Here is a 25,563-nt window from a genome sequence, read left to right on the forward strand (position 1 = left end):
CCATCCCATCTGCCGGGCCGGATCGTTACTCCCGCTCAAGGAAGCTCGAGCCGATCTCGGCCTTTCTTTTGATCGGATCGTAATCACAATAAACGAGATCCGCCACCAGCGTGTAGTTTGCGTAAACGCTGTATTTGTCTGTTTTGACGGAGTTCAGGCCGATCACCGAGGTGCTCTTGCCGCCATTCCATTTGAACGGCGTCGAGCTCTTGGCCTGCTCGCAGGCCATCACGGCTTCGTTGAAGACGTAGCCCTCGACGAACGCCTTCAGGGTGCGCACCTGCACGGCCATCCTCCACTCGAAATAACCGATGGCACCGAGGCCGGCAACGATCAGCACCAGAAGCGCGATGACGATCCTCTGAAAAGTCATTCGGTCCCCCCAAAGACCATACCAAGAAAATCTAGAACGGCATTCCCATCAATTTCGACAGGCGTTCGATCGAGAGGTAGCCGGCGTGAAAGGCGACCATGGCGAGGCCGTAGATGATCGCCGAGATGACCGTGGTCCAGATCAGCTTGCTCCTCATCCGAGTCAGGATCGGCGCGCCGGGATCGGTGCCGGGCGCGCCGACGTTATCCTCGTGCTGGCTGCGCACGCCGAACGGCAGCGTCACGAACAGCGCGACCCACCAGATGACGAAGTAGATTGCGATCGCGGTCGAGATCTGGATGGCCATGCCGCGGCCTATGCCTGCTCGATTTCGACCAGCGCGCCAGAAAAATCCTTCGGATGCAGGAACAGCACCGGCTTGCCGTGGGCGCCGATCTTCGGCACGCCGTCGCCTAGCACCCGCGCGCCCTCCTTCACCAGATTGTCGCGCGAGGCGATGATGTCGACGACCTCGTAGCAGATGTGGTGGATGCCGCCGTCGGGGTTGCGCTCGACGAATTTTGCGATCGGCGAGGCTTCGCCGAGCGGCTCGATGAACTCGATCTTGGTGTTGGGCAGCGTCGCGAACACGGTGATGACGCCGTGCTCGGGCAGCGGCACGGCTTCCGAGATCTGGGCGCCGAACGCCGTGCCGTAGATCTTCGCAGCCTTGACCGCATCCTTGGTCGCGATGGCGACATGGTTGAGCCGGCCCAGCATGTGGTTCTCTCCCGTTAGACTGTCAGTACGTGTACCAGACAGGGAGGCTTTTTGCCCCAATGTTCGTTGATGACGGACCGGACAGTGCGTCGCACCGACTCGCCCAAGGCATCGGCATCCCGGCGGCGCGCCTTCGGCAGACCCTCGATCGTGGAGACCACGGCATCGAAGACGAGGTCGTCAAAGGGCTCGCCCTCCCTGGTCTTTTCGGGAATGCCGACCAGATCGACCTCGGGATCGTCGGCCAGCTCGCCCTGCTCGGTCATGGCGATGGCGACGAAAGCGCAGCCGGAGAACGCCATGCGGCGGCGCTCGACCACCGCGCGGGATTTGGAATCTTCCAGGATCGTGCCGTCCTTGTAGAGACGACCGGAGGGCACCTCGCCGATGATGCCGGGATCGCCGGGGCCGAGCTTGACGAGGTCGCCGTTGCGAATGACCAGGACACGCGGAACGCCGGCGGCGCGCGCCAGCTTGGCGTGCTCATGCAGATGCAGGGCCTCGCCGTGGACGGGGATCAGGAGTTGCGGCCTGACCCAGGAGATCATGTCGCGCAGCTCGTCGCGGCGCGGATGGCCGGAGACGTGAACGAGATGATCGCGGTCGGTGATGACCTCGACGCCCTGGAGGACCAGATTGTTGATGATCGACCCGACGGCCTTCTCGTTACCGGGAATGGTGCGAGACGAGAAGATGACGCAGTCGCCGCGGTTCAATGTGATCTCGGGATGGTCGTCATTGGCAATACGCGCCAGCGCGGCACGGGCCTCGCCCTGGCTGCCGGTGCAGAGCGCCAGCACCTTGTCCTGCGGCAGATGGCCGTAGACGTCGGTCGAACGGAAGTTCTGGACGCCGTCGAAATAGCCGGTCTCGCGCGCAACCTGCGACACGCGCTCCATGGCGCGGCCGACCACGACGACCTCGCGATCGGCGGCCCGCGCCGCATCGGCAACGGCCTTGAGGCGCGCGACGTTGGAGGCAAAGGTCGTGACCGCGACACGGCCCTTGGCGGCCTTCACCAAATTGGTTATCGTCCTGGCGACCTCGGCTTCCGAAGGCGAGCGGCCGTCGCGCACGGCGTTGGTGGAATCGCCGATCAGGGCGAGCACGCCCTCGTCGCCCAGCTGGCGCAGCCTTTTCTCGTCGGTCGGGCGGCCGATGATCGGGGTCGGGTCGATCTTCCAGTCGCCGGTGTGCAGCACGATGCCGGCTTCGGTGTGGATCGCCAGTGCATGCGACTCGGGAATCGAATGCGCGACCGGAATGAACTCGACGTTGAACGGGCCGACATCGATGCGCCCGCCGGATGGCACCACCGTCACCGGGATCTTCGGGGCATTGCGCTCGGCCGCAAGCTTGGCCTCGAACAGCGCCGCGCTGAACTGCGTCGCATAGATCGGGCATCTCAGCTTCGGCCAGAGATCGATGATGGCGCCGAAATGATCCTCATGGGCGTGCGTCAGCACGAGGCCCATCAGGTTCTTGCGCTCCTTCTCCAGGAAGCTGATGTCGGGCATGATCAGGTCGATACCCGGCAGATGCTCTTCATCGCCGAAGGAGACGCCGAGATCGACCGCCATCCAGGCACGCTGCTGCCGGTTGCCGAGGCCGTAGATCGACAGGTTCATGCCGATCTCGCCGACGCCGCCGAGCGGCGCAAATACCAGTTCGTCAGGTTTCGCCATCACGCAGCTCCTACGGAGGCGACTGGGCCAAAGAATACTTCGCCCGCGGCGACCGGCACCCGGCGGCCCTCCGCGGTGCGGACGATCAGGCAGCCGGTGTCGTCGATCGTATCAAAAATGCCGTCCAGCGTCGTCGCTCCCGTGTTGATCGCGACCCGCTCGCCGAGACCGGCGGCGCGCTCCAGCCAGAGTTTTCGGATCTCGGCAAAGCCGCGTCCATTGTCCCAGATGCCCCGGAACTCGACCCAGGCGTCCGAGAGTGCCGAGAACAGCTCCTCCGCACTGATCTGGACGCCGAGTGCGGCCAGCGAGACCGCCGGCGTCGGCGTGCCCTCGGGCGCGCCCACGACATTGGTGCCGATGCCGACAACGACGGCGAGACGGTCGCCGACGGCCTCCGCCTCCAGGCCAATGCCGACGAGCTTCTTGCCGTTCGCCAGCACGTCGTTGGGCCATTTCAAGGTGTAGCGAGGACGGCCATCACCGAGGCGCAGGGCGGCCTCGAGGCTCACCTTCTCGAGCGCGGCTTCTTCAGCAAGGCCGGCGGCAAAGCCGATGGTCGCGGCAACGGCCGGCGTCACGTCCAGGACCTCAAGGAGGCTGGCGGCGAGATTGCCGCGCGGCGCGATCCAGGCGCGTTGACGGCGGCCACGGCCGGCCGTCTGCTCCGAGGTGACGAACCACATCGGGCCGCGCTCGCCGCGCCTCGCGTGCTCGATCGCCTCGGTATTCGTCGAGCCGGTCCGTTCGAAAGCTGCGAGCCTGTAGCCCGCCGACGATGCGCGAGGACCTAGCGCGAATGCCATCCTAGAACAGCGACTTTGCGGCGGCGGAGGCGACGCTCACCACGGGCCCCGCGAACAGCGCGAACAGGATGTTGAACATGCCGAACACCGCCAGCACCGTCTTCACCTCGACCCTGACGGGATCGACCTGACCGGCCGGCTCGTCGAAATACATCGTCTTGACGATGGACAGGTAATAGTAGCAGCCGACCACGCTGGTCAGCACGCCGACGACGGCGAGCGTGAACAAATTCGCCTTGATGGCGGCGACGAAGACGTACCATTTGGCGAAGAAGCCCGCGAGCGGCGGAATGCCCGCGAGAGAGAACAGCAGCATCGCGAACATAAAAGCGAGCAGTGGATTGGTGCGCGACAGGCCGGCAAAATCGCTGATCTGCTCGACCGCTTGGCCGTTGCGGCGCATCGCAAGGATGATCGAGAACGAGCCGAGCGTCATCGCGACATAGATCACGATGTACATCAGCACGCCCTGGGCGCCCTCGACCGTGCCGGAGGCAAGGCCGACCAGCGCGAAGCCCATGTGGCCGATCGAGGAATACGCCATCAGGCGCTTGATGTTGCTCTGGCCGATCGCGGCGAAGGAGCCGAGCGCCATCGAGGCGATCGACACGAACACCAGGATCTGCTGCCACTGCGAGACGATGCCCGGGAACGCCGTCAGCGTGACGCGGGTGAACACGGCGAGCGCTGCGACCTTCGGCGCCGAGGCGAAGAAGGCGGTGACCGGGGTCGGCGCGCCCTCGTAGACGTCAGGCGTCCACATGTGGAACGGCACCGCCGAGACCTTGAAGCAGAGGCCGACGAGCAGGAAGACCAGACCGAACATGAGGCCGACGTTCGAGACCGTCGCGACCGCCGCGATGCCGGTGAAGCTGACCGTGCCGGTGAAGCCGTAGATCAGCGAGGCGCCGTACAGCAGCATGCCCGAGGACAGTGCGCCGAGCACGAAATACTTCAGGCCGGCTTCGGTCGACTTGGCGTTGTCGCGGTTCGACGCCGCCACGACGTAGAGCGCGAGCGACATCAGTTCGAGGCCGAGATAGAGCGAGATCAGGTCGCCGGCCGAGATCAGCACCATCATGCCGAGCGTCGAGAGCAGCACCAGGATGGCGTATTCGAAGATGCGGCGCGACGGGTCCGACAGGAACTCGGTCGACAGCACCAGCGTCACCGCCGAGCCGATCAGGGCCAGGATCTTCATGAAGCGGGCGAAGTCGTCGACGATGAAGCTGCCGCCGAAGGTCACCTGCTTGCCCGCGGGCAGCATGTATTCGAGTACGCCGACCACGACCAGCAGCACGACCGCCAGCGAGGTGACGGCGCCGGTCGTCCCCTGCCCGCGATAGGCGCCCAGCATCAGCAGAGCCATGGCGCCGATCGCGAGTACGAGCTCGGGGAGCACCGGCGCCAGTTGGTAACCTGCAGTCACAAAATTCATGGCGATATCCTGACCTGCCCGATCACTGGAGCAGTGCGGCGGCCTTCACGGCCGTCACAGCGGTGTTGTAGTTGTTGACGAGTTGCTGAACCGAGGCGGCCGACATGTCGAGCACCGGCTTCGGATAGACGCCGAACAGGATGGTCAGCGCGATCATCGGGAACAGCGTCAGGCACTCCCGGAAGGTGAGATCCTTCATGCTCGCCAGCGACGGCTTGACCAGCGCTCCGAACACGACCTTGCGGTAGAGCCACAGCGCGTAGGCCGCCGAGAGGATCACGCCGAAGGTGGCGAAGAACGCGGTCGGGATCGAGACCTTGAAGGTGCCGAGCAGCGTCATGAACTCGCCGACGAAGCCCGAGGTACCGGGCAGACCGACATTGGCCATGGTGAAGACCATGAAGGTCAGCGCGTAGAGCGGCATCCGGTTGACGAGGCCGCCATAGGCCGCGATCTCGCGGGTGTGCAGGCGGTCGTAGACGACGCCGACGCAGAGGAACAGCGCGCCGGAGACGATGCCGTGCGAGATCATCTGGAACACGCCGCCGGCGACGCCCTGCATGGTGCCGGCGAAGATGCCCATGGTGACGAAGCCCATATGCGCAACCGACGAGTACGCGATCAGCTTCTTCATGTCCTCCTGCATCAGCGCCACCAGCGAGGTGTAGACGATGGCGATGGCCGAGAGCGTGAACATCAGCGGCGCGAAGTCGTGCGAGGCCAGCGGGAACATCGGCAGCGAGAAGCGCAGGAAGCCGTAGCCACCCATCTTCAGCATGATCGCGGCCAGGACCACCGAGCCCGCCGTCGGCGCCTCGACATGCGCGTCGGGCAACCAGGTGTGCACCGGCCACATCGGCATCTTCACCGCGAACGAGGCGAAGAAGGCCAGCCACGCCCAGGTCTGCAAGTTGCGCGGCACGGCGGTGTGCATCAGCGTCGGGATGTCGGTGGTGCCGCCGTTCCAGTACAGCGCCATGATGGCGAGCAGCATCAGGACCGAGCCGAGCAGCGTGTAGAGGAAGAACTTGAACGACGCGTAGACCCGGCGCGGACCGCCCCAGACGCCGATGATCAGGAACATCGGGATCAGGCCGCCCTCGAAGAACAGATAGAACAGCACCAGATCGAGCGCCGAGAAGGTGCCGATCATCAGCGTTTCCAGGATCAGGAACGCCATCATGTATTCGCGGACGCGTCTGGTGATCGCCTTCCAGCTCGCGATGATGCAGAACGGCATCACGGCGGTGGTGAGGATCACCAGCGGCAGCGAAATGCCGTCGACGCCCATGTGGTAGGTGATGCCGGTGGCGAGCCAGTTCGCCTTCTCGACGAACTGGAAGTCCGGATTGCCGGCGTCGAAGCGCATGACCAGGATCACCGACACCGCGAAGGTGATCAGCGTGGTCCAGAGTGCGATCCAGCGCGAATTGCGCTGGGCGGCCTCGTCATCGCCGCGGCTGAGATAGACGATCAGCGCGCCGACCAGCGGCAGGAACGTCGTGACCGATAGGATGGGCCAGGTGATCATTTACTGGCCTCCAAAGCCGAACATGAACCAGGTGATCAGGCCGGCGGCACCGATCAGCATGGCGAATGCGTAGTGATAGAGATAGCCGGTCTGGATCTTCACGACGTTGCGGGTGACGTCCAGAACGCGGGCCGAGACGCCGTCGGGACCGAGCCCGTCGATGATGAAGCCGTCGCCCTTCTTCCAGAGCTGATAGCCGATCCACTTCGCCGGACGGACGAAGATGATGTCGTAGAGCTCGTCGAAGTACCACTTGTTGAGCAGGAACTTGTAGAGCATCGGCTGCGTGTTCGCGAGTTCGACCGGCAGATAGGGCCGGCGGATGTAAAACAGATACGACACCAGGAAGCCCAGCACCATCATCACGGTCGGCAGGAAGGCGATGTGCTCGGGGATATGGTGCATGTCCTCGATGATGTGCGGATTCATCTTCAGGGACTCGCGGAAGAACTCCTCGACGCCGTGATGTCCGGTGAAGACCTCCTTGAAGGGGAAGCCGGCGAGGATCGAGCCGACCGCAAGCACGCCGATCGGGATCAGCATCCAGATCGGGGCTTCATGCGCGGCCTCATAGTGATGCTCGTCATGCGGCTCGCCGTGGAAAGTCTTGAAGATCAGGCGCCAGGAGTAGAACGAGGTCAGGCCGGCGGCCACGATCGTCATCAGGAAGCCGTAGGCCGCGAACGGATTGTGCGAGGCATAGGCCGCTTCGATGATCGCGTCCTTGGAGAAGTAGCCTGCCGTGAGCGGGAAACCCGTCAGCGCCAGGGTGCCGACCACCATCACCGCGTAGGTGTAGGGGATCTTCTTCCAGAGGCCGCCCATGTTGCGGATGTCCTGCTCATGGTGCATCGCGTAGATCACCGAGCCGCTGCCCAAGAACAGCAGCGCCTTGAAGAAGGCGTGCGTGAACAGGTGGAACATGCCGACCGAATAGGCCCCCGCCCCCATCGCCACGAACATGTAGCCGAGCTGCGAACAGGTCGAATAGGCGACGATGCGCTTGATGTCGTTCTGCACGAGGCCGATCGTCGCCGCGAAGAACGCGGTGGTCGCGCCGAAGAACATCACGACAGCCTGCGCGTTCGGGGCAAGTTCGAACAGCGGCGACAGGCGCGCCACCATGAAGACGCCGGCGGTGACCATGGTCGCGGCGTGGATCAGCGCCGACACGGGCGTCGGGCCTTCCATCGCGTCCGGCAACCAGGTGTGCAGCAGGAACTGCGCCGACTTGCCCATCGCGCCCATGAACAGCAGCAGGCAGGTCAAGGTCAACGCGTCGGCGTGCCAGCCGAGGAAGTCGATGGTCTTGCCGGTCAGGCCGGGCGCAGCGTGGAAGATCGTCTCGAAATCGGTCGAGCCGGCCAGCAGGAAGATCGCGAAGATGCCGAGCGCAAAACCGAAGTCGCCGACGCGGTTGACCACGAAGGCCTTGATCGCAGCCGCGTTCGCCGAGGGCTTCTGATACCAGAAGCCGATCAGCAGGTAGCTGGCCAGACCCACGCCCTCCCAGCCGAAGAACAGCTGCACGAGGTTGTCGGCGGTCACCAGCATCAGCATGGCGAAGGTGAACAGGCTCAGATAGCCGAAGAAGCGCGGCCGGTTCGGATCCTCGTCCATGTAGCCGATGGAATAGAGGTGCACGAGCGAGGACACAGTCGTCACCACGACCAGCATCACGGCGGTGAGCGTGTCGACGCGCAGCGTCCAGTAGACCTGGAGGTCGCCGGACACGATCCACGGCAGCAGCGGAATCCTGATGTCGTGGTGCATGAAGCCGACGTCGACCAGGGTCATCCAGGACAGCGCAGCCGACACGAACAGCAGCGCCGTGGTGATCAGCTCGGCGCCGCGCGAGCCCGCCGCCGGCGGCTCGACCGGACCATGGCCGTGATCGTCGTGACCACCGGCGTCGTCGTGATGGCTCTCGTGGATGACGGAGGCATCCTGATTGATCGTGTCGGACGCATGGGCGTGCGCGCCATGACCGTGGTCGCCGTGATGATCGAGCTCGTCGCCCGAGGGGTTGCGGGCATGCGCGCCGAACAGCGCGATCAGCCCGGCCAGAACGGCGCCCAGCAGAGGCAGAAAAACGATTGCCTGAACCATTTGAGAGCTCAGCCCTTCATCAGATTGACGTCCTCAACCGCGATCGAGCCGCGGTTGCGGAAATAGACCACCAGGATGGCGAGACCGATCGCGGCTTCGGCAGCCGCGACAGTGAGCACCAGAAGCGCGAAGACCTGGCCGACGATGTCGCCGAGGAAGGTCGAGAATGCCACGAGGTTGATGTTGACCGAGAGCAGGATCAGCTCGATCGACATCAGGATGACGATGATGTTCTTGCGGTTCAGGAAGATGCCGAGGATGCCGAGCGTGAACAGGATCGCGCCGACTGCCAGATAGTGCCCAAGCCCGATCGTCATTTCACCCACTCCGCAGCGTCAGAGTCCTGGAGCCCCTGCCCCGGCGCCACCTTGCGCATCGCCATCGCCATGTCAGGCGTGCGCGCGTTCTGAACGTTGATGTCCTGCCGCTTCACGCTCGCCTTGTGGCGCAGCGTCAGCACGATGGCGCCGATCATGGCCACCAGAAGCACCATGCCCGAGAGCTGGAAGTAGTGGATGTACTTCGTATAGAGCACGAGGCCGAGCGCCTCGGTATTCGAGACGTTGGTCGGAATCGGTGCCGTGATGGTCTTGCTCACGGTCGGGTTGATGATCCAGGCGCCGACGGTCAGCAGCAATTCGAACAGGAAGATGCCGCCGATCACCAAGCCCACCGGCAGGTACTGGATGAAGCCCTCGCGCAGCTCGACGAAATCCACGTCGAGCATCATGATCACGAACAGGAACAGGACCGCGACCGCGCCGACATAGACGACGATCAGCATCATGCCGAGGAATTCGGCGCCCATCAGCACGAACAGGCCGGAGGCGTTGACGAACGCCAGGATCAGGTACAGCACGGAGTGCACGGGATTGCGCGAGACAATCACCATCACGGCCGAGGCGACGCAGACGCCGGCGAAGATATAGAAGAACAGCGCGGGAAGGATCATGCCCTCACCTCACCGGTACGGCGCGTCGAGCTCGATCGCTTTCGCGATCTCGCGTTCCCAGCGGTCGCCGTTGGCGAGCAGCTTGGCCTTGTCATAGAACAGTTCCTCGCGGGTCTCGGTCGCGAACTCGAAGTTCGGACCCTCGACGATGGCGTCCACAGGACAGGCCTCCTGGCAGAGGCCGCAATAGATGCACTTCACCATGTCGATGTCGTAGCGCACGGTGCGGCGGGTGCCGTCGTTGCGGCGCGGGCCGGCCTCGATGGTGATGGCCTGCGCCGGGCAGACGGCTTCGCAGAGCTTGCAGGCAATGCAGCGCTCTTCGCCGTTCGGATAGCGGCGCAGCGCGTGCTCGCCGCGGAAGCGCGGCGAGATCGGGCCCTTCTCGAACGGATAGTTCAGCGTCGGCTTCGGCTGGAAGAAATAGCGCATGGCGAGGAAGAACGCCGAGACGAATTCCGACAGCAGAAGCGAGCGTGCAGTGGCGTTGACGTTGATACCCATGACGGCCCTCACTTCGGCGCGATGCCGGCGAACTGCAGCACGCCGGCCACAACGATCACCATCGCCAGCGACAAAGGCAGGAACACCTTCCAGCCGAGGCGCATCAGTTGATCGTAGCGGTAGCGCGGCACGATCGCCTTTGCCATCGCGAACAGGAAGAACATGAAGAAGACTTTGAGCGAGAACCAGATGATCCCGGGCACCCAGTTGAAGGGCGGCAGGTCGACCGGCGGCAGCCAGCCTCCGAGGAACAGGATCGTCGCCATCGCGCACATCGTGACGATCGCGACATACTCACCGAGCATGAACAGCAGATACGGCGTCGAGCCGTACTCGACCATGAAGCCGGCAACCAGCTCGGATTCAGCTTCCACGAGGTCGAACGGCGGGCGGTTGGTCTCCGCCAGCGCCGAGACGTAGAACACCACGAACATCGGGAACAGCGGCCAGACGTACCAGTTCAGGATGGTCAGCTGCGGCAGTCCGATCAGGCTGGCGAGCCCGCGGACGTGCTGGGCCTCGACCACGGCCGACAGGTTCAGCGTGCCGGCGCAGAGCAGCACCGTGATGATGACAAAGCCGATCGAGACTTCGTAGGACACCATCTGCGCCGCCGAGCGCAGCGCGGCCAGGAACGGATACTTCGAGTTCGACGACCAGCCGGCCATGATGATGCCGTAGATCGACAGCGACGAGATCGCGAAGATGAAGAGGATGCCGACATTGATGTCGGCGATGACCCAGCCGAGATTGGTCGGGATCACCGCCCAGGCCGCAAGCGCAAGCACGCACGACACCAGCGGCGCCAGCAGGAACACGCCCTTGTTGGCGCCGGCCGGGATGATCGGCTCCTTCAGCACGAATTTCAAAAGGTCCGCGAAGGATTGCAGCAGGCCCCAGGGGCCGACCACGTTCGGGCCGCGCCGGATCTGCACCGCCGCCCAGATCTTGCGGTCGGCGAGCAGGATGTAGGCGATCGCGATCAGCAGGACGACGAGCACCAGGACGCTCTCCGCGATCATGATGATCAGCGGCCAGAGGAAACCGGTCCAGAATGCGCTTTCGAAAAATTCCATTCTAGCTCACTCCGCTGCGGTCAGCATCTGCCCGGAGGCAAGCCGCGAACATTCCGCCATCACGGCGGACGCACGCGCGATTGGGTTGGTCAAATAGAAGTCCTCGATCCGCGGCTTGAACGGCGCCTTCTCGGGCGAACCGCCCTTCCCCGCCAGCTTCTTGATCTGGTCAGCCGAGCCGGCCTCGATCTGGTCGAGACGGATCAAATGGGGCACGGCCTTGAAGATCGCCTGGCGCAGCGCCGCAAGCGAGTCGTAGCCGAGCTTCTTGCCGAGCGCCTCCGACAGCGCTCGGATGATCGCCCAGTCCTCGCGGGCTTCGCCCGGCGGGAAAGCGGCGCGTCCCGTCATCTGCACCCGGCCTTCGGTGTTGACATAGATCGCGGACTTCTCGGTGTAGGCGGCAGCGGGCAGGATGACGTCGGCGCGGTGTGCACCGCGGTCACCGTGGGTGCCGATATAGACGACGAAGGTGCCGTCAGGCGCGCTGATCTCGTCGGCACCGAGCAGGAACAGCAAGTCCAGCGTGCCGAACGTCGTCATCTGCGCGGCGTTCAAGCCCCCGCCGGTTGCGGAGAAGCCGATGTCGAGCGCTCCGACGCGCGAAGCGCTCTCGTGCAGCACGCCAAAGCCTGTCCAGCCGTCCTTGAGAGCGCCGACATCGAGCGCGAGCTTGGCGGCGCTGGCGAGAATGGCGGCCCCGTCGTGACGCGAGGCCGCGCCCGCGCCGACCAGGATGATCGGGTTCTTGGCGTTCTTCAGCACGTCCATGAAGGAGTGCTTGCCGGCCGCGAGTTCACCGAGGGTCTCGGTGCCTGCGCCGAGGTGATCATAGTCATAGGTCAGATCGGCCTTGGCGCCGATCACGCCGACCTTGAAGCCGCCGGCGCGCCAGCGCTTGCGGATACGGGCGTTGAACACGGCCGCCTCTTTCCGCGGGTTCGCGCCGATGATGAGCAGCGCGTCCGCCTGCTCGACGCCGGCCAGCGTCGGGTTGAAGATGTAGGAGCCGCGGCCGAGCGCGGGATCGAAGGCGTCGCCGCCCTGGACCGCCAGATTGTTCGAACCGAACTTGGCGAGCAGATCCTTCAGCGCGAACATCTCCTCGACGCCGGCAAGGTCGCCGGCGATCGCGCCCATGCGCTTGCCGTCGGTGCGCGCCGCTTTCGCAGCGATCGCGGCAAAGGCCTCCTGCCAGCTCGCCGCGCGCAGCTTGCCGGCTTCGCGGATATAGGGCCGATCGAGCCGCTGGGTGCGCAGGCCGTCGACGATGTGACGGGTCTTGTCGGAGATCCACTCCTCGTTCACGGCCTCGTTGATGCGCGGCAGCACGCGCATCACTTCACGGCCGCGGGTGTCGACGCGGATCGCAGACCCGACGCCGTCCATGACGTCGATCGACTGGGTCTTGCCGAGCTCCCACGGGCGCGCGGCAAACGCGTAAGGCTTCGAGGTCAGCGCGCCGACCGGGCAGATGTCGACGAGATTGCCCTGCAATTCAGAGGTCAGCGCGTGCTCGAGATAGGTCGTGATCTCCATGTCCTCGCCGCGGCCCGTGGCGCCCATCTCGGGCGCACCTGCGACTTCCGCCGAGAAGCGGACACAGCGCGTGCACTGGATGCAGCGGTTCATCGAGGTCTTGACCAGCGCGCCGAGATATTTGTCCTCGACCGCGCGCTTGTTCTCGGCGAAGCGGCTGGTGTCGACACCATAGCCCATCGCCTGGTCCTGCAGATCGCACTCGCCGCCCTGGTCGCAGATCGGGCAGTCCAGTGGATGGTTGATCAGAAGGAACTCCATCACGCCTTCGCGTGCCTTCTTCACCATCGGCGAACGCGTCGAGATCTCCGGCGGTTCGCCCTTGGGACCCGGACGGCAGTCGCGCACGCCCCAGGCGCAGCTCGCGACCGGCTTCGGGCCGCCCTTCACCTCGACGAGGCACATCCGGCAATTGCCGGCGATCGACAGCCGCTCATGGTAGCAGAAGCGCGGAATCTCGGCACCAGCCGCCTCGCATGCCTGAAGCAGCGTGTATTCGGCGGGGACATCGATCTCTTTGCCGTCGATGATGAGCTTGGTCATGTCTCTTACTCCGCCGCGACCATGTTCACGGGATCGCGGACGCCGATATCGTCGATGTCGGACTTGTGCGAATACTGGTCGATGCGCGCTTCGATCTCGTGACGGAAATGCGCGATCAGGCCCTGGATCGGCCATGCCGCGGCGTCGCCGAGCGCGCAGATGGTGTGGCCTTCGACCTGCTTGGTGACTTCGAGCAGCATGTCGATTTCGCGCTTGTGGGCGCGGCCTTCGGCCATGCGGGTGAGCACGCGCCACATCCAGCCCGTGCCCTCGCGGCACGGCGTGCACTGGCCGCAGCTCTCATGCTTGTAGAAATAGGAGATGCGGGCGATCGCGCGGATCAGATCGGTCGACTTGTCCATCACGATCACGGCCGCGGTGCCGAGGCCCGAGCGCAGCTTGCTGAGGCTGTCGAAGTCCATCGGCGTGTCGATGATCTGCTCGGCCGGCACCATGCGCACCGACGAGCCGCCGGGGATCACGGCCTTGAGGTTGTCCCAGCCGCCGCGGATGCCGCCGCAATGCTTGTCGATCAGCTCCCGGAACGGAATGCCCATGGCCTCTTCGACGTTGCAGGGCCGCTCGACATGACCGGAGATGCAGAACAGCTTGGTGCCGACGTTGTTGGGACGACCGATGCCGGCGAACCAGCCCGCGCCGCGGCGCAGGATGTCCGGGGCGACCGCGATGGATTCGACGTTGTTGACGGTGGTCGGGCAGCCGAACAGGCCGACATTGGCCGGGAACGGCGGCTTCAGCCGCGGTTGGCCCTTCTTGCCCTCGAGGCTTTCGAGCAGCGCGGTTTCCTCGCCGCAGATGTAGGCGCCGGCGCCGTGGGCGACGTAGATGTCGAACGGCCAGCCGTTGACGTTGTCCTTGCCGACGAGCTTGGCCTCATAGGCCTGGTCGATCGCGGCCTGGAGATGCTCGCGCTCGCGGATGAATTCGCCGCGGACATAGATGTAGCAGGCATGCGCATTCATCGCGCAGCTCGCGATCAGGCAGCCCTCGATCAGGAGATGCGGATCGTGCCGCATGATCTCGCGATCCTTGCAGGTGCCCGGCTCAGATTCGTCGGCGTTGACGACGAGATAGCTCGGACGGCCGTCGGTGGATTCCTTCGGCATGAAGGACCATTTCAGGCCGGTCGGGAAGCCGGCGCCGCCGCGGCCGCGCAGGCCGGAGGCCTTCATCTCGTTGATGATCCAGTCGCGGCCCTTGTCGATGATGGTCTTGGTGCCATCCCAGGCGCCGCGGCGCCGCGCACCCTCGAGCCCCCAATCATGGAGGCCGTAGAGGTTCTTGAAGATGCGGTCCTTGTCCTCGAGCATATCAGTGCTTTCCGATCAACGAATGGACTGCTTGTAGGCAAGTCCGGCGGCGCAGACGGCGAAGATCAGCGCCCAGAGCAGACTGGTCTCCTGCGTCGCGTTCATGATGAAACGCTGCAGCAGGAACATGAAGGCGGCCGCGACCGCGGCGTGCATGGCGACGAAGCCCCATTTCTTCACGGCCCCGTTCCCTCCAATTGCGGGGAGATCACCCATCAGGTGCTCTCCTTCAGCGTGGTCGGCCCGCCCATCGGCGCCGAGAACTGGCGGCCGTTCTGCGGGCCGGGCTTAGGCGGATTGCCCGAAGCGAAACCGTCGAGCACCTTGCCGAAGCTTTCCTTGGTCAGGTCCTCATAGGTGTCCTTGCCGATCATGACCATCGGCGCGTTCACGCAGGCGCCGAGGCACTCGACCTCCTCCCAGCTGAAATTGCCGTCCTTGGACAGATGGAAGGGCTCGTGATGGATGCGGTGCTCGCAGACGTGGATCAGATCCTCGGCGCCCCGCAGCCGGCACGGCGTGGTGCCGCAGACCTGGACGTGGGCCTTCTTGCCGACGGGGGCGAGCTGGAACATCGTGTAGAAGGTCGCGACTTCCAGCACGCGGATATAGGGCATGTCGAGCATGTCGGCGATGACGCGGATCGCGGCTTCCGAGACCCAGCCGTCGTGCTGCTCCTGCGCGCGCCAGAGAATGGCGATGACGGCGGAGGCCTGGCGGCCGGCCGGGTATTTCGCGATCTGCTGCTTGGCGAAAGCGAGGTTTTCCTCCGTGAACGCAAAGCTCGCGGGCTGAACTTCCTTCGGTGCTAATCGGCGAACGGACATCTCTTCAATCTCTCACTGCATGCGGCGCGCAGTTTTCGCATTCAGGGCTTCGATCCTGTCCTGCCAAAATGCGCTTGCGGTGCCGAAAACGTTGTAGCCGACGTGGGTCGAGACCTTGATGCGGTCGAGGATCGACAGCTCGGTCACGGTCTCCATCCGGTTGCTGCGCGGATCAAACACGATCAGCTTCAGCGGGGTCTGTTCGAGGATGAAGCGCGACACTGCATGGGAGCGGTCGCTGCCGTGCTCCTCGCACATGATGACGCTGTCGGCCTGGAGCAGCCGCGCGCCGCCCTTGATCGCCTCGATCTCGACGCCCTCGACGTCGAGCTTGATCAGGTACTTGCCGGCGCTCGCCACCTTGCCGTCCTCGATCAGATTGTCGAGTGCGATGACCGGCACCTCCTCGCCGCCCGCGGAGGGAGCGCCGGCGATGCTGAAGGCTTCGTGCTTGGTGCCCGACAGACGCGCGGTGCCGCGGCTGGCGCCGATCGCGCATTTCATGGTCTCGAAGCGGTCGCCGTTGACGCGGGCGTTGTTGGCGAGCTTCGGGTAGTTCTGCCCCGACGGCTCGATCGCGATCGCCTTGTGCGAGCCGAACGGCCTGCTCGACACCAGCACGGACCAATAGCCGTAATTGGCGCCGCAATCGAGCAGCGTGTAGTCGACGTCGACGCTATCGGCGAACAGCAGCTCGAGCTCGTCCTCGTAATGGTAGGACCGATTGAGCAGCTTGCTCCAATAGCCATCGCCATAAGGGAATTCGAACACGGCGTCGGGATTGAGCCGGATCGCGATGTTGCGCTCCGGCAGCGTCTTCCGCAGCAAATTCGCGCAGGCGATGTAGCCCATGTGCGAGAAATGCGAGGAGATCTTCGATCCCGTCACCAGCGCCAAGGCAGCCGTCCGCTCCCACAGGTTGGCCCCTTCGAGGGCCCCCGAGGCGCGGTCAAACTGGATTGGCGCCTGCTGCCCCATCACCGATCGACCTCTCCGAACACGATGTCGAGCGAGCCGAGGATGGCGGAGACGTCGGCGAGCAGATGGCCGCGGCAGATGTGATCCATCGCCTGCAAATGCGCAAAGCCCGGCGCGCGGATCTTGCACTTGTAGGGCTTGTTGGTGCCGTCGGAGATCAGATAGACGCCGAACTCGCCCTTGGGCGCCTCGACCGCGGCGTAGACCTCGCCGGCGGGCACGTGGACGCCTTCGGTGTAGAGCTTGAAGTGGTGGATCAGCGCTTCCATCGAGCGCTTCATCTCGCCCCGGCGCGGCGGCGCGACCTTGTTGTCCTCGACGACCACCGGCCCCTTGCCCTCGGGCGCGTTCAGCTTCTGGATGCACTGCCGCATGATGCGCACGGATTGGCGCATCTCTTCCATGCGGATCAGATAGCGGTCGTAGCAGTCGCCGTTCTTGCCGATCGGAATGTCGAAATCCATCTCGGCGTAGCATTCATAGGGCTGCGACTTGCGTAGGTCCCAGGCCGCGCCCGAGCCGCGCACCATCACGCCCGAGAAGCCCCACTCCCAGGCTTCCTTGAGCGGCACCACGCCGATGTCGACGTTGCGCTGCTTGAAGATGCGGTTGGCGGTGAGGAGCCGGTCGAGATCGTCCACCACCTTGAGGAACGGATCGCACCAGGCCTCGATGTCGTCGACCAGCTTCTGCGGCAGATCCTGATGGACGCCGCCGACGCGGAAGAAAGCTGCGTGCATACGGCTGCCCGAAGCGCGCTCGTAGAACACCATCAGCTTTTCGCGCTCTTCGAAGCCCCACAGCGGCGGGGTCAGCGCGCCGACGTCCATCGCCTGCGTGGTGACGTTGAGCAGATGCGACAGGATGCGGCCGATCTCGCAATAGAGCACGCGGATGAGCTGGCCGCGGCGCGGCACCTCGATGCCGAGCAGCTTCTCGGCCGCCATGCAGAAGGCGTGCTCCTGGTTCATCGGCGCGACGTAATCGAGCCGGTCGAAATACGGGATCGCCTGCAGATAGGTCTTTTGCTCGATCAGCTTCTCGGTGCCACGATGCAGCAGGCCGATATGGGGGTCGACACGCGCGACGACCTCGCCATCCAATTCGAGCACGAGACGCAACACACCGTGGGCCGCTGGATGCTGCGGCCCGAAGTTGATGGTGAAGTTGCGAAGGTTTTCGGGTTGCTCGTTCATGATCAGACCTTCGGTCCCGCTTTTTCATCACCCGGAAGGACCGGATAATCGGCTCCCTCCCACGGAGACAAAAAGTCGAACTTGCGGAATTCTTGGTTGAGCCGGACGGGCTCGTACACCACCCGCTTCTCCTGGTCGTCGTAGCGGACCTCGACGAAACCGGTGGTCGGGAAATCCTTGCGCAGCGGATGCCCCTCGAAACCGTAGTCCGTGAGGATGCGCCGCATGTCGGGATGGCCGACGAAGAACACGCCATAGAGGTCATAGGCCTCGCGCTCGAACCAGTCGGCGCCGGGGAACACCTCGATCAGCGATGGCACCTGGGTGGTCTCGTCGGCCTGCGCCTTGAGCCGGATCCGCGCGTTCAGGGTCGGTGACAGGAAGTGATAGATCACGTCGAAGCGCTTCTCGCGCGACGGATAATCCGCGGCCGTGATGTCGGTGAAGTTGATGAAACGACAGCTCGGATCGTCGCGGAGGTACTTGACCACCTCGACGATCTTGCTCACCTCGACATCGACGGTGAGCTGGTTGAAGGCCACCGAATGACCGATCGCGGCGCCCGGAAGCGCACTAACGATCGTCTGCCCCAGGGCGTCGAGCTTGGCGTCGTCCATCACGTAAAACCTTAGCGTTCGATGGTGCCGGTGCGGCGGATCTTCTTCTGCAGCAGCAGCACGCCGTAGAGCAGCGCTTCCGCCGTGGGCGGGCAGCCCGGCACATAGATGTCGATCGGCACGATGCGGTCGCAGCCGCGCACGACCGAGTAGGAATAGTGATAATAGCCGCCGCCATTCGCGCAGGAGCCCATCGAGATGACGTAGCGCGGCTCGGGCATCTGGTCGTAGACCTTGCGCAGCGCAGGCGCCATCTTGTTGGTCAGGGTGCCCGCGACGATCATCACGTCGGACTGGCGCGGCGAGGCACGGGGCGCGAAGCCGAAGCGCTCGACGTCGTAGCGCGGCATCGACACCTGCATCATCTCGACCGCACAACAGGCGAGACCGAAGGTCATCCACATCAGCGAGCCGGTACGGGCCCAGGTGATGAGGTCGTCGGTTGCGGCAACGAAGAAGCCCTTGTCGGACAGCTCCGAGTTGACCTCGAGGAAGAACGGATCATTGGCTCCGACCGGCCGGCCGGTCGACGGATCCAGGATGCCCTTGGGGGCCGGCGCGATCGCCGGGCCTGTGGACGGCGCGGGGGTCAATCCCATTCCAGTGCTCCCTTCTTCCATTCATAGGCGAACCCGACCGTCAGAACGCCGAGGAACACCACCATGGACCAGAAGCCGGTCGCGCCAAGCTTGCCGAACGCCACCGCCCAGGGAAACAGGAACGCCACCTCGAGGTCGAAGATGATGAAGAGGATGGCGACCAGGTAGAAGCGCACGTCGAACTTCATGCGCGCGTCGTCGAAGGCGTTGAAACCGCACTCATACGCCGACAGTTTTTCCGGATCCGGCTGCTGGAACGCCACGATGAAGGGCGCGATCAGCAGCACCAGGCCGATGAGGCCCGCTACCCCTATGAAGACGACGAGTGGAAGATAGTTCTGCAGAATGCCGCTCATTGGCGAGCCCTTTTTCCCGCAGCCTCGGGACAGCCACGGATTCGTCCGATTTGGAATTATTCTGAGCCTTAGCGCAGTGCACCAATGGGCGCAAGACACGCTCTTTTTAGGCCCTTTGCCGCCCCCAGCACGATGAAAATCCCGGAATCACCCCGCGCTGGTATGGAGCAGATCGGCAAACCCAGCAAGGGCGGTCCGCGCTCGCGGCAGTGACGTCCGTCGTTGGGAAAGCCCACCTCATGTAGGCCGCGCCGCAGCAAAATCCACATTACAAGGAGGATAGGCCTCGGTCGGCGGCAATCCGGCCAAACGAGCCCCGAGCCGCTCCGAGAGGCCTATCCACAGGCAACGTGAGCACGAGCCATGCATCACACGAGGCCGAGCCCCCGCCTCCTGCGATATCTTGCAGCCCGATCGGTCGCGAGCGCGGCGGCGGCGACGTGGAGGGCCGTCGCACACGCCGCGCCCGGATGAGCTTCGGGCTGGGGGGCATGGCCCGGATGCTCATCTATCTCGTGGCGGAGGATCAGCCGCCCGTGATGTCGCCGCCCTCGCCCGTCCTCACCATTTGTAGGAAACGCTGGCGGTGATGCGCCGGCGGTCGCCGTAGAAGCAGGACGTGGCGGAGGCGCAACTCGCGACATAGACCTTGTCGGTCAGGTTGATCACGTTGAGCGCGGTCCGCCAGTTCTGCCATTCGTAATGAACAGCGAGATCACCGAGCACCACCGCGGGAACCTCAAGGGTATTGGCAGTGTCGGCCCAGGACGCGCCGATGTAGCGAACCCCACCGCCGAAACCGAAGCCTTCCAGCGGCCCGTCCTTGAACGTGTAGTCGGCCCAGCCCGAGACCAGCAGCTCAGGCGTGTTGGTCGGCGTCTTGCCGACCAGCGACGGATCGAGATCCCGGCTGTTGAAGAGATGATAGGCCGTGAAGGAGCCGATGAACTTCAGCTCCTTGGTGGCATTGGCCACAGCTTCGAGTTCGATACCGCGCGACGTCACCTCGCCCGTCTGGTTCTGCAGGACAGGAACGCTGCCCGGCAACGTCGTTGCGACGTTCTGGCGGACCAGGTCGAAAGCCGCGACCGTGAAATAACCGTCGAAGCCTTTTGGCGCGACCTTCACGCCGATTTCAGCCTGCTTGCCGGTCTCCGGCAGGAACAGCTGGTTCTGGGCGTTGAGGCCGATGATCGGATTGTAGCTCGTCGAGTAGGAGACATAGGGCGCGATGCCGTTGTCGAAATTGTAGATCAGCCCGGCGCGGCCGCTGAACTTGCTGTCCTGCCGGCTGCCGACGGTGGCGCCGGTGTCACGCGCGTCCTGCGTCGTCTCGACCCAATCGTTGCGGCCGCTCAGCACCAGCGTGAGATTGCCGAGCTTCATCTGGTCCTGAAGATAGGTCCCGGCCTGTTTCTGGGTGATCAGGAAATTCCGGAACGGGGCGCTCGGAAGCGGAACCTCCGCCGCGCCATAGGAGGGATTGAAGACGTTGATCGAGGACACGCCGAAGCCGAAGGCCTGATAGTCGTCGATCTGGTAGCCCTTCAGATCGACCCCGAACAGCATCGTGTGCTTCACCGGGCCGGTGTCGAAGCGATACTCGAGCTGGTTGTCGAGATTGGCCTGATTGGCGGTGTTCTTCGCATACCAATTGTACCGGTTGAGCGTGGCCGTGTTGACGTTGGCCCAATCGTTGCCGACGTAGCCGCGGTAGGTGATGTCGACATGCGCAAAGCGGGCATTCTGACGGAACGTCAGGTCCTCGGTGAGATTGCGCGCGAACTGATAGCCGAGCATCTCCTGCTCGCGCGTGAACTTGTCGACGCTGGGATCGCCGACGAAGAAGCTGGTCGGAATCTTGCCGAACGGCGCGTTCGTCACCGTGCCCTGATAGGGCAGGAAGTTGATGCCGCGGGTGTCCTGCTTCGAGGCCGAGGCCAGCACCGTGAAGCTCGTGTCGGCATCCGGCTTCCAGGTGAATGACGGTGCGATGAAGTAGTTGTTGTCAGGCGTGAAGTTGACCTGTGTGCCGCCGTTCTGGACCTGGCCGACCACGCGGGCGAACAGCTTGCCGGTCTCTGGGCTCGTCGCGACCGGCCCGCCGAAATCGAAGCTGACATAGGCGTTGCCGAAATTGTTGACACCGGTCTCGACGTAGCGGATCGGCTCGGCCGGCGGCAGCTTGCTGATGACGTTGATGATGCCGCTCGGGCTCGATCCGCCATAGAGCACCGCGGACGGCCCGCGCAGCACCTCGACCCGCTCCATGTTCGGCGTCTGCAGCTTCCAGCTCGCATAGGAAGTGTAGAACAGCTGCATGCCGTCGAGGAATAACCCGATGTCCTCGGACTTGAAGCCGCGGATCAGCCACCAGTCGTTGCGGGTGTCCGTGCCGAAGGTCCCTGCCCGCACGCCGGCGGTGTAGCGCAGCACCTCGTCGAGCTTGTTCGGCTTCTGGTCGCGGATCTGCTCGGCGCCGATGACCGACACCGATTGCGGTGTCTGCAGGATCGGCGTGTTGGTCTTGGTGCCGGACGAGCTGCGGCCCGCAACGTAGCCATTCACGGGGCCGCGCGGCGTTTCGACGAAGCCGACATTGCGCTGCGGCTGCGGCCTGTTCCGGTTGGCGGTCTGCTCCGACGAGCGCGGTACGCGGCGCTGGGGGCTCGTGGCGGCGCGGCGGCGCGCGTCCGGTGCGGTGACGGTCACCGGCGCCAGGCTCGTTGCGCCACCCTGCGGGGCAGATTGTGCAAGCGATGCCTCCGGCAGCAAAATCCAAGCGGACGCAGTCGCCAGCACGGCCGACCGCAGCATTCCAAGACTGTTCACGCGCCACCCCAAACAAGACTGCATGCGTCATGCCGTCAGTCCCGTGACGGCTGCATCGGGGAGAGGCTTATGCAGAGGCGCACGATTTCGCTAATTGAAAGCCTCTTAGAGGCGTTCTTAGAGGCGCTCCAACGTCCCCGGGGGCGAAACAGCCGGAGGGCAAGATGAAACCATTTTGCGGAACCCGCGAAACGATCCGGAAACAGATGCTCCTTAAGACAGAGCCATAGACGGCGGCAAAGCCCGTCGGGAGGCTCAGATGAACCACTCAATCCACTCTGCTGATCGTGCGACCCACCTGAAGATCGTGGTGGTGGCGCTGGTGGCTGGCATCATGGTTGCCGGCTTCGGGATCGCAGCCCGCACCAATGCCGATTACAGCCAGACCGCCCAGTCCACCCACGTGATCAAGGCCGGCAAGCCGGTGGTGGTGACGAGCGCGGGGACATCCGAGATTCGCTGAGACGATCTATCCGGGCTGACCAATGGCCGCCTCCGGGCGGCCTTTTCATTTTCCGGAGCAATACTTAGCCGAGATGCACCGTGCCAACGCAACGTCCTTGACTTCACCCAGCCCCGCCTTTAATTCCCCCCTCGTTCCGCGCGCATCGAGCGAACCACGCGGGAGTAGCTCAGTTGGTTAGAGCGCCGGCCTGTCACGCCGGAGGTCGCGGGTTCGAGCCCCGTCTCTCGCGCCATTTTGGCAACCCCATCAAAGCCTTAGCTCAAACTCCCGACCTCTTGCGATAGCACCGCGCCGTGGGCGACGTCCGTCCGGCCGGGGACCTGCGGCGGTGTCGGCCCGCGCCCGAATCGTCTAGGTCTCAAAGGACTTAGAGGGATTCCCACGCATTCTCGGCTTTTTCCGGGGATTCCCTGTCATTGGACCAAGGAGGCCAGCCATGTCTAAGAAGGATTCGGCTAAAAGGGATGCGGCCAAGAAGGACTCGGCGAAGAAGGCAGCCGCTCCCGCCACCATCACGCTCAAGCACCTCGCCGCCGACATCGCCGAGAGCCAGGACCTGTCGAAAAAGCGCGCCGAGGCCGTCCTGACCGACATGGTCGACCTGATCGCCAAGCACCTCAGGAAGGGCGATCGGGTCCGCATCGTTGGCTTGGGCATCCTCCAGGTCCGCAAGCGCGCCGCCCGCACCGGCCGCAATCCCGCCACCGGGGAGCCGATCCACATCAAGGCCAGCAAGAAGGTCACCTTCCGTCCTGTCAAGGAACTGAAAGAGGCGATCTGAGGCTACCTTTCGTTAAGCCTGATCCCATGCCCGGCTGCCGCAACGCGGCCAGCTTTTCTGGTATACCGGCTGCTCCCCTGACCCCGGCGGTTTGACCAGAAATGTCCTCCCTCACCTTTTCGCATACCGTGACCGAGCGCTTCCTGCGCTACGTCACCATCGACACCCAGTCCGATCCGGAATCCCCTCACTCGCCCTCGACCGAGAAGCAGAAGGATCTCGGCCGCGTGCTGGCCGCCGAGCTGAAAGCCATCGGCGTCGCCGACGCGCATCTCGACGATTACGGCTACGTCTATGGAACGATCCCGGCCAATACGATCAAGAAGGTGCCGGTGATCTGCTTCTGCTCGCACATGGACACCTCGCCCGACGTCACCGGCAAGGACGTCAAGCCGCAGGTCTGGACGAACTATCGCGGCGGCGACATCACGCTGCCGGGCGACACCAGCCAGGTCATCCGCTTCGCCGAACACCCGGCGCTGAAGAACCAGATCGGCAACGACATCATCACCACCGACGGCACCACGCTGTTGGGGGCCGACAACAAGGCGGGCGTCGCCGAGATCATGGATGCCGCGCATTTCTTCATCAACAACCCCGAATTGAAGCACGGCACCATCAAGATCCTGTTCACGCCAGATGAGGAGATCGGCCGCGGCGTCGACAATGTCGACATCAAGAAGCTCGGTGCCGATTTCGGCTACACCATGGACGGCGAGAGCGCCGGCTGCGTCGAGGACGAGACCTTCTCGGCCGACGGGGCCACCATCACCATCAACGGCGTCAGTGCCCATCCCGGTTACGCCAAGGGCAAGATGGAGCACGCGATCAAGATCGCAGCGGCGATCGTCGAGCGGCTGCCGAAGGAAGGCTGCTCGCCGGAGACGACCTCGGGCAAGCAGGGCTTTCTTCATCCGATCGGCATTGAGGGCGCGCTGGAGCAGGCAAAGCTCTCCTTCATCGTGCGCGACTTCACCGAGGAAGGGCTGAAGGAAAAGGAAGTCCTGCTCGAGACGATCGTCAAGGACGTGATGAAGGACTATCCGCGCTCAACCTACACGTTCGAGGTGAAGGAGCAGTACCGCAACATGAAGCAGGTGATCGACCGTCACCCGCATGTGCTCGAATATGCCATCGAGGCAATCCGCCGTGCCGGCTTGCGCCCGATGCGCACCGCGATCCGCGGCGGCACCGACGGCTCGCGCCTGTCCTTCATGGGCCTGCCCTGCCCCAACATTTTTGCCGGCGAGCACGCGTTTCACTCGCGGCTTGAATGGGTCAGCCGGCAGGACATGGAGAAAGCCGTGCAGACCATCGTGCACCTCGCGATGATCTGGGAAGAGAAAGCTTAAGGCCTCCGCAATCGAAAAATGGCCGGGCTTGCGCCCGGCCATTTGCTTGGAGGTCTACGGCACCGGCATTGCGCGCGGCGTGCGGTGGAAGCGATTCGAACTCGCCATCCAGTTGGGCAACGGCGCACCGTCGCGGTGCCGCCCACCGGCGACTGCCGCCGCCCACGCCACCACGGCTCCAATCAGGGTCGCCGCCGCGACCGAGAACGCAACGATGATCGAGTTGCGCCGCGCGCGATTGATGGCCGTCTTCGCGTCCGCGATCACTGCATCCACGCGACGCTCGGAGTCGGGCGCCGCCAGCCCCGTGAGGCCCGCCACCTGCTGGATCAGGTAAACCCGATCGTCGGTACTGACCCCGTTATGGCTCGACGACGTCATCAAAATGCGTCCGGCCTCGGCGCGAACCTCCCGAATATCGGTATTCGGCGGTCGGCGCGTCGCGCGGAACAGCTTGTCCAACTCGTAGCTCAACAGCGGCTCGGCGGCGGACGTATTGCTGGCCGAGCTTCGCATCGGCGAACGGTCGATGGCAGATGCGCCAAGCATGGCAAGGATGGCGGCGCCGAACAGCACTGCCAGCGCCCAGGACGTCAGCCCATGAAGGCCGTCCCGCCTCTCGGCGTCGTCCTCGATCGTCGTCAACGCGGGCACCGGCCGCGTTGTCCGGCCGGCGATGTACCCGCCGAAGCCGAAGCTGATGATCGCCTGGATGATCAGATAAAGCCCTGACAGCAGGGCCAGCGCGGCGGAGGAATCCCGCCAGGTCGGCGACGCCGAGCTGACGCCGAGGCCGACCGCGACGCCAAACCCGATCAGGATGAAAGACATGGCGCCGGCGGCAAGCGCGCCTGCGAACACCGAACTCCACTGAACGGTCCGGCCCCCGTCGGCCTCCAGGCCGCCTTCCATGATTTCTTCCCGCATGACAGTTTCAATCGTCATCTCGGCT

26 protein-coding genes and 1 tRNA gene are annotated in these 25,563 nt (G+C 64.1%); 4 read left to right on the plus strand and 23 right to left on the minus strand.

Going from position 1 to position 25,563, the window contains the following annotated elements:
• Positions 1–25: 25 nt before the first annotated feature.
• From JQ580_RS24390 to JQ580_RS24495, 22 genes are all read right to left on the minus strand, one after another.
• Entirely contained in the window at positions 26–373 is a 348-nt protein-coding gene (locus tag JQ580_RS24390; RefSeq protein ID WP_212282741.1) for a hypothetical protein, read from the minus strand.
• A 31-nt stretch (positions 374–404) separates the two neighbouring features.
• The gene (locus tag JQ580_RS24395; RefSeq protein ID WP_106952724.1) at positions 405–680 is read right to left on the minus strand and encodes a DUF1467 family protein; all 276 of its coding nucleotides are present in this window, start codon (positions 678–680) and stop codon (positions 405–407) included.
• A gap of 8 nt (positions 681–688) precedes the next feature.
• Entirely contained in the window at positions 689–1,093 is a 405-nt protein-coding gene (gene mce / locus JQ580_RS24400) for a methylmalonyl-CoA epimerase (RefSeq protein ID WP_212282742.1), read from the minus strand.
• Between the two features lie 14 nt (positions 1,094–1,107).
• On the minus strand, positions 1,108–2,778 hold the full coding sequence (locus tag JQ580_RS24405; RefSeq protein ID WP_212282743.1) for a ribonuclease J: 1,671 nt from the start codon (positions 2,776–2,778) through the stop codon (positions 1,108–1,110).
• Positions 2,778–3,584 carry a biotin--[acetyl-CoA-carboxylase] ligase gene (locus tag JQ580_RS24410; protein ID WP_212282744.1) on the minus strand — a complete coding sequence of 269 codons (807 nt, stop codon included), beginning with the start codon at positions 3,582–3,584 and terminating at the stop codon, positions 2,778–2,780. The genes JQ580_RS24405 and JQ580_RS24410 overlap by 1 nt, the downstream gene beginning before the upstream one ends.
• A gap of 1 nt (position 3,585) precedes the next feature.
• Entirely contained in the window at positions 3,586–5,022 is a 1,437-nt protein-coding gene (gene nuoN, locus JQ580_RS24415; RefSeq protein ID WP_212282745.1) for an NADH-quinone oxidoreductase subunit NuoN, read from the minus strand.
• A 22-nt stretch (positions 5,023–5,044) separates the two neighbouring features.
• Positions 5,045–6,553, minus strand: coding sequence for an NADH-quinone oxidoreductase subunit M (locus tag JQ580_RS24420; RefSeq protein ID WP_212282746.1), 1,509 nt, complete (start codon positions 6,551–6,553; stop codon positions 5,045–5,047).
• A complete protein-coding gene (gene nuoL / locus JQ580_RS24425; protein ID WP_212282747.1) occupies positions 6,554–8,662 on the minus strand; it encodes an NADH-quinone oxidoreductase subunit L in 2,109 nt (702 codons plus the stop codon).
• Positions 8,663–8,670: 8 nt separating this feature from the next.
• The gene (gene nuoK, locus JQ580_RS24430) at positions 8,671–8,979 is read right to left on the minus strand and encodes an NADH-quinone oxidoreductase subunit NuoK (RefSeq protein ID WP_008547737.1); all 309 of its coding nucleotides are present in this window, start codon (positions 8,977–8,979) and stop codon (positions 8,671–8,673) included.
• Complete coding sequence (locus tag JQ580_RS24435) at positions 8,976–9,614, minus strand: NADH-quinone oxidoreductase subunit J (protein ID WP_212282748.1); 639 nt, start codon at positions 9,612–9,614, stop codon at positions 8,976–8,978. Before JQ580_RS24435 ends, nuoK begins: the two co-directional genes overlap by 4 nt.
• A gap of 9 nt (positions 9,615–9,623) precedes the next feature.
• Positions 9,624–10,118 carry an NADH-quinone oxidoreductase subunit NuoI gene (gene nuoI, locus JQ580_RS24440; RefSeq protein WP_191093171.1) on the minus strand — a complete coding sequence of 165 codons (495 nt, stop codon included), beginning with the start codon at positions 10,116–10,118 and terminating at the stop codon, positions 9,624–9,626.
• Positions 10,119–10,126: 8 nt separating this feature from the next.
• The gene (gene nuoH / locus JQ580_RS24445) at positions 10,127–11,194 is read right to left on the minus strand and encodes an NADH-quinone oxidoreductase subunit NuoH (RefSeq protein WP_094891751.1); all 1,068 of its coding nucleotides are present in this window, start codon (positions 11,192–11,194) and stop codon (positions 10,127–10,129) included.
• 6 nt (positions 11,195–11,200) lie between these two features.
• Positions 11,201–13,276 carry an NADH-quinone oxidoreductase subunit NuoG gene (gene nuoG / locus JQ580_RS24450; RefSeq protein WP_212282749.1) on the minus strand — a complete coding sequence of 692 codons (2,076 nt, stop codon included), beginning with the start codon at positions 13,274–13,276 and terminating at the stop codon, positions 11,201–11,203.
• Positions 13,277–13,281: 5 nt separating this feature from the next.
• Positions 13,282–14,607 carry an NADH-quinone oxidoreductase subunit NuoF gene (gene nuoF / locus JQ580_RS24455; protein ID WP_212282750.1) on the minus strand — a complete coding sequence of 442 codons (1,326 nt, stop codon included), beginning with the start codon at positions 14,605–14,607 and terminating at the stop codon, positions 13,282–13,284.
• 15 nt (positions 14,608–14,622) lie between these two features.
• The gene (locus JQ580_RS24460; protein WP_094977667.1) at positions 14,623–14,823 is read right to left on the minus strand and encodes a hypothetical protein; all 201 of its coding nucleotides are present in this window, start codon (positions 14,821–14,823) and stop codon (positions 14,623–14,625) included.
• Positions 14,823–15,434 (minus strand): NADH-quinone oxidoreductase subunit NuoE, encoded by a 612-nt coding sequence (gene nuoE, locus JQ580_RS24465; protein ID WP_094977666.1) that lies wholly within the window; start codon positions 15,432–15,434, stop codon positions 14,823–14,825. The genes JQ580_RS24460 and nuoE overlap by 1 nt, the downstream gene beginning before the upstream one ends.
• Before the next feature lie 12 nt (positions 15,435–15,446).
• Positions 15,447–16,412, minus strand: coding sequence for an FkbM family methyltransferase (locus tag JQ580_RS24470; RefSeq protein WP_212282848.1), 966 nt, complete (start codon positions 16,410–16,412; stop codon positions 15,447–15,449).
• Positions 16,412–17,608, minus strand: a complete 1,197-nt coding sequence (locus JQ580_RS24475; RefSeq protein ID WP_212282751.1) for an NADH-quinone oxidoreductase subunit D — start codon at positions 17,606–17,608, stop codon at positions 16,412–16,414. The genes JQ580_RS24470 and JQ580_RS24475 overlap by 1 nt, the downstream gene beginning before the upstream one ends.
• 2 nt (positions 17,609–17,610) lie before the next feature.
• On the minus strand, positions 17,611–18,225 hold the full coding sequence (locus JQ580_RS24480) for an NADH-quinone oxidoreductase subunit C (RefSeq protein ID WP_212282752.1): 615 nt from the start codon (positions 18,223–18,225) through the stop codon (positions 17,611–17,613).
• An 11-nt stretch (positions 18,226–18,236) separates the two neighbouring features.
• The gene (locus JQ580_RS24485; RefSeq protein ID WP_212282849.1) at positions 18,237–18,818 is read right to left on the minus strand and encodes a NuoB/complex I 20 kDa subunit family protein; all 582 of its coding nucleotides are present in this window, start codon (positions 18,816–18,818) and stop codon (positions 18,237–18,239) included.
• Positions 18,815–19,180 (minus strand): NADH-quinone oxidoreductase subunit A, encoded by a 366-nt coding sequence (locus JQ580_RS24490; RefSeq protein WP_007603535.1) that lies wholly within the window; start codon positions 19,178–19,180, stop codon positions 18,815–18,817. The genes JQ580_RS24485 and JQ580_RS24490 overlap by 4 nt, the downstream gene beginning before the upstream one ends.
• Positions 19,181–19,741: 561 nt before the next feature.
• Positions 19,742–21,997, minus strand: a complete 2,256-nt coding sequence (locus JQ580_RS24495; RefSeq protein ID WP_212282850.1) for a TonB-dependent siderophore receptor — start codon at positions 21,995–21,997, stop codon at positions 19,742–19,744.
• A gap of 274 nt (positions 21,998–22,271) precedes the next feature.
• Between JQ580_RS24495 and JQ580_RS24500 the strand changes: the two genes are divergently transcribed.
• The 4 genes from JQ580_RS24500 to pepT all read left to right on the plus strand — a co-directional run bounded on the left by JQ580_RS24500 (position 22,272) and on the right by pepT (position 24,611).
• The gene (locus tag JQ580_RS24500) at positions 22,272–22,475 is read left to right on the plus strand and encodes a hypothetical protein (RefSeq protein WP_063194782.1); all 204 of its coding nucleotides are present in this window, start codon (positions 22,272–22,274) and stop codon (positions 22,473–22,475) included.
• A gap of 158 nt (positions 22,476–22,633) precedes the next feature.
• Positions 22,634–22,710, plus strand: a tRNA-Asp gene (locus tag JQ580_RS24505).
• A 204-nt stretch (positions 22,711–22,914) separates the two neighbouring features.
• Positions 22,915–23,259: an HU family DNA-binding protein gene (locus JQ580_RS24510; protein ID WP_212282753.1), complete on the plus strand. Its 345-nt coding sequence runs from the start codon at positions 22,915–22,917 to the stop codon at positions 23,257–23,259.
• A 101-nt stretch (positions 23,260–23,360) separates the two neighbouring features.
• Entirely contained in the window at positions 23,361–24,611 is a 1,251-nt protein-coding gene (gene pepT, locus JQ580_RS24515) for a peptidase T (protein WP_212282754.1), read from the plus strand.
• 54 nt (positions 24,612–24,665) lie between these two features.
• On the opposite strand, the gene JQ580_RS24520 is transcribed toward pepT, so the two are convergent.
• A complete protein-coding gene (locus JQ580_RS24520) occupies positions 24,666–25,556 on the minus strand; it encodes a hypothetical protein (protein WP_212282755.1) in 891 nt (296 codons plus the stop codon).
• Positions 25,557–25,563 lie beyond the last annotated feature (7 nt).

Origin of the sequence: Bradyrhizobium sp. SZCCT0148, assembly GCF_018129985.1 — a bacterium.
Taxonomy (GTDB): Bacteria; Pseudomonadota; Alphaproteobacteria; order Rhizobiales; family Xanthobacteraceae; genus Bradyrhizobium; species Bradyrhizobium japonicum_H.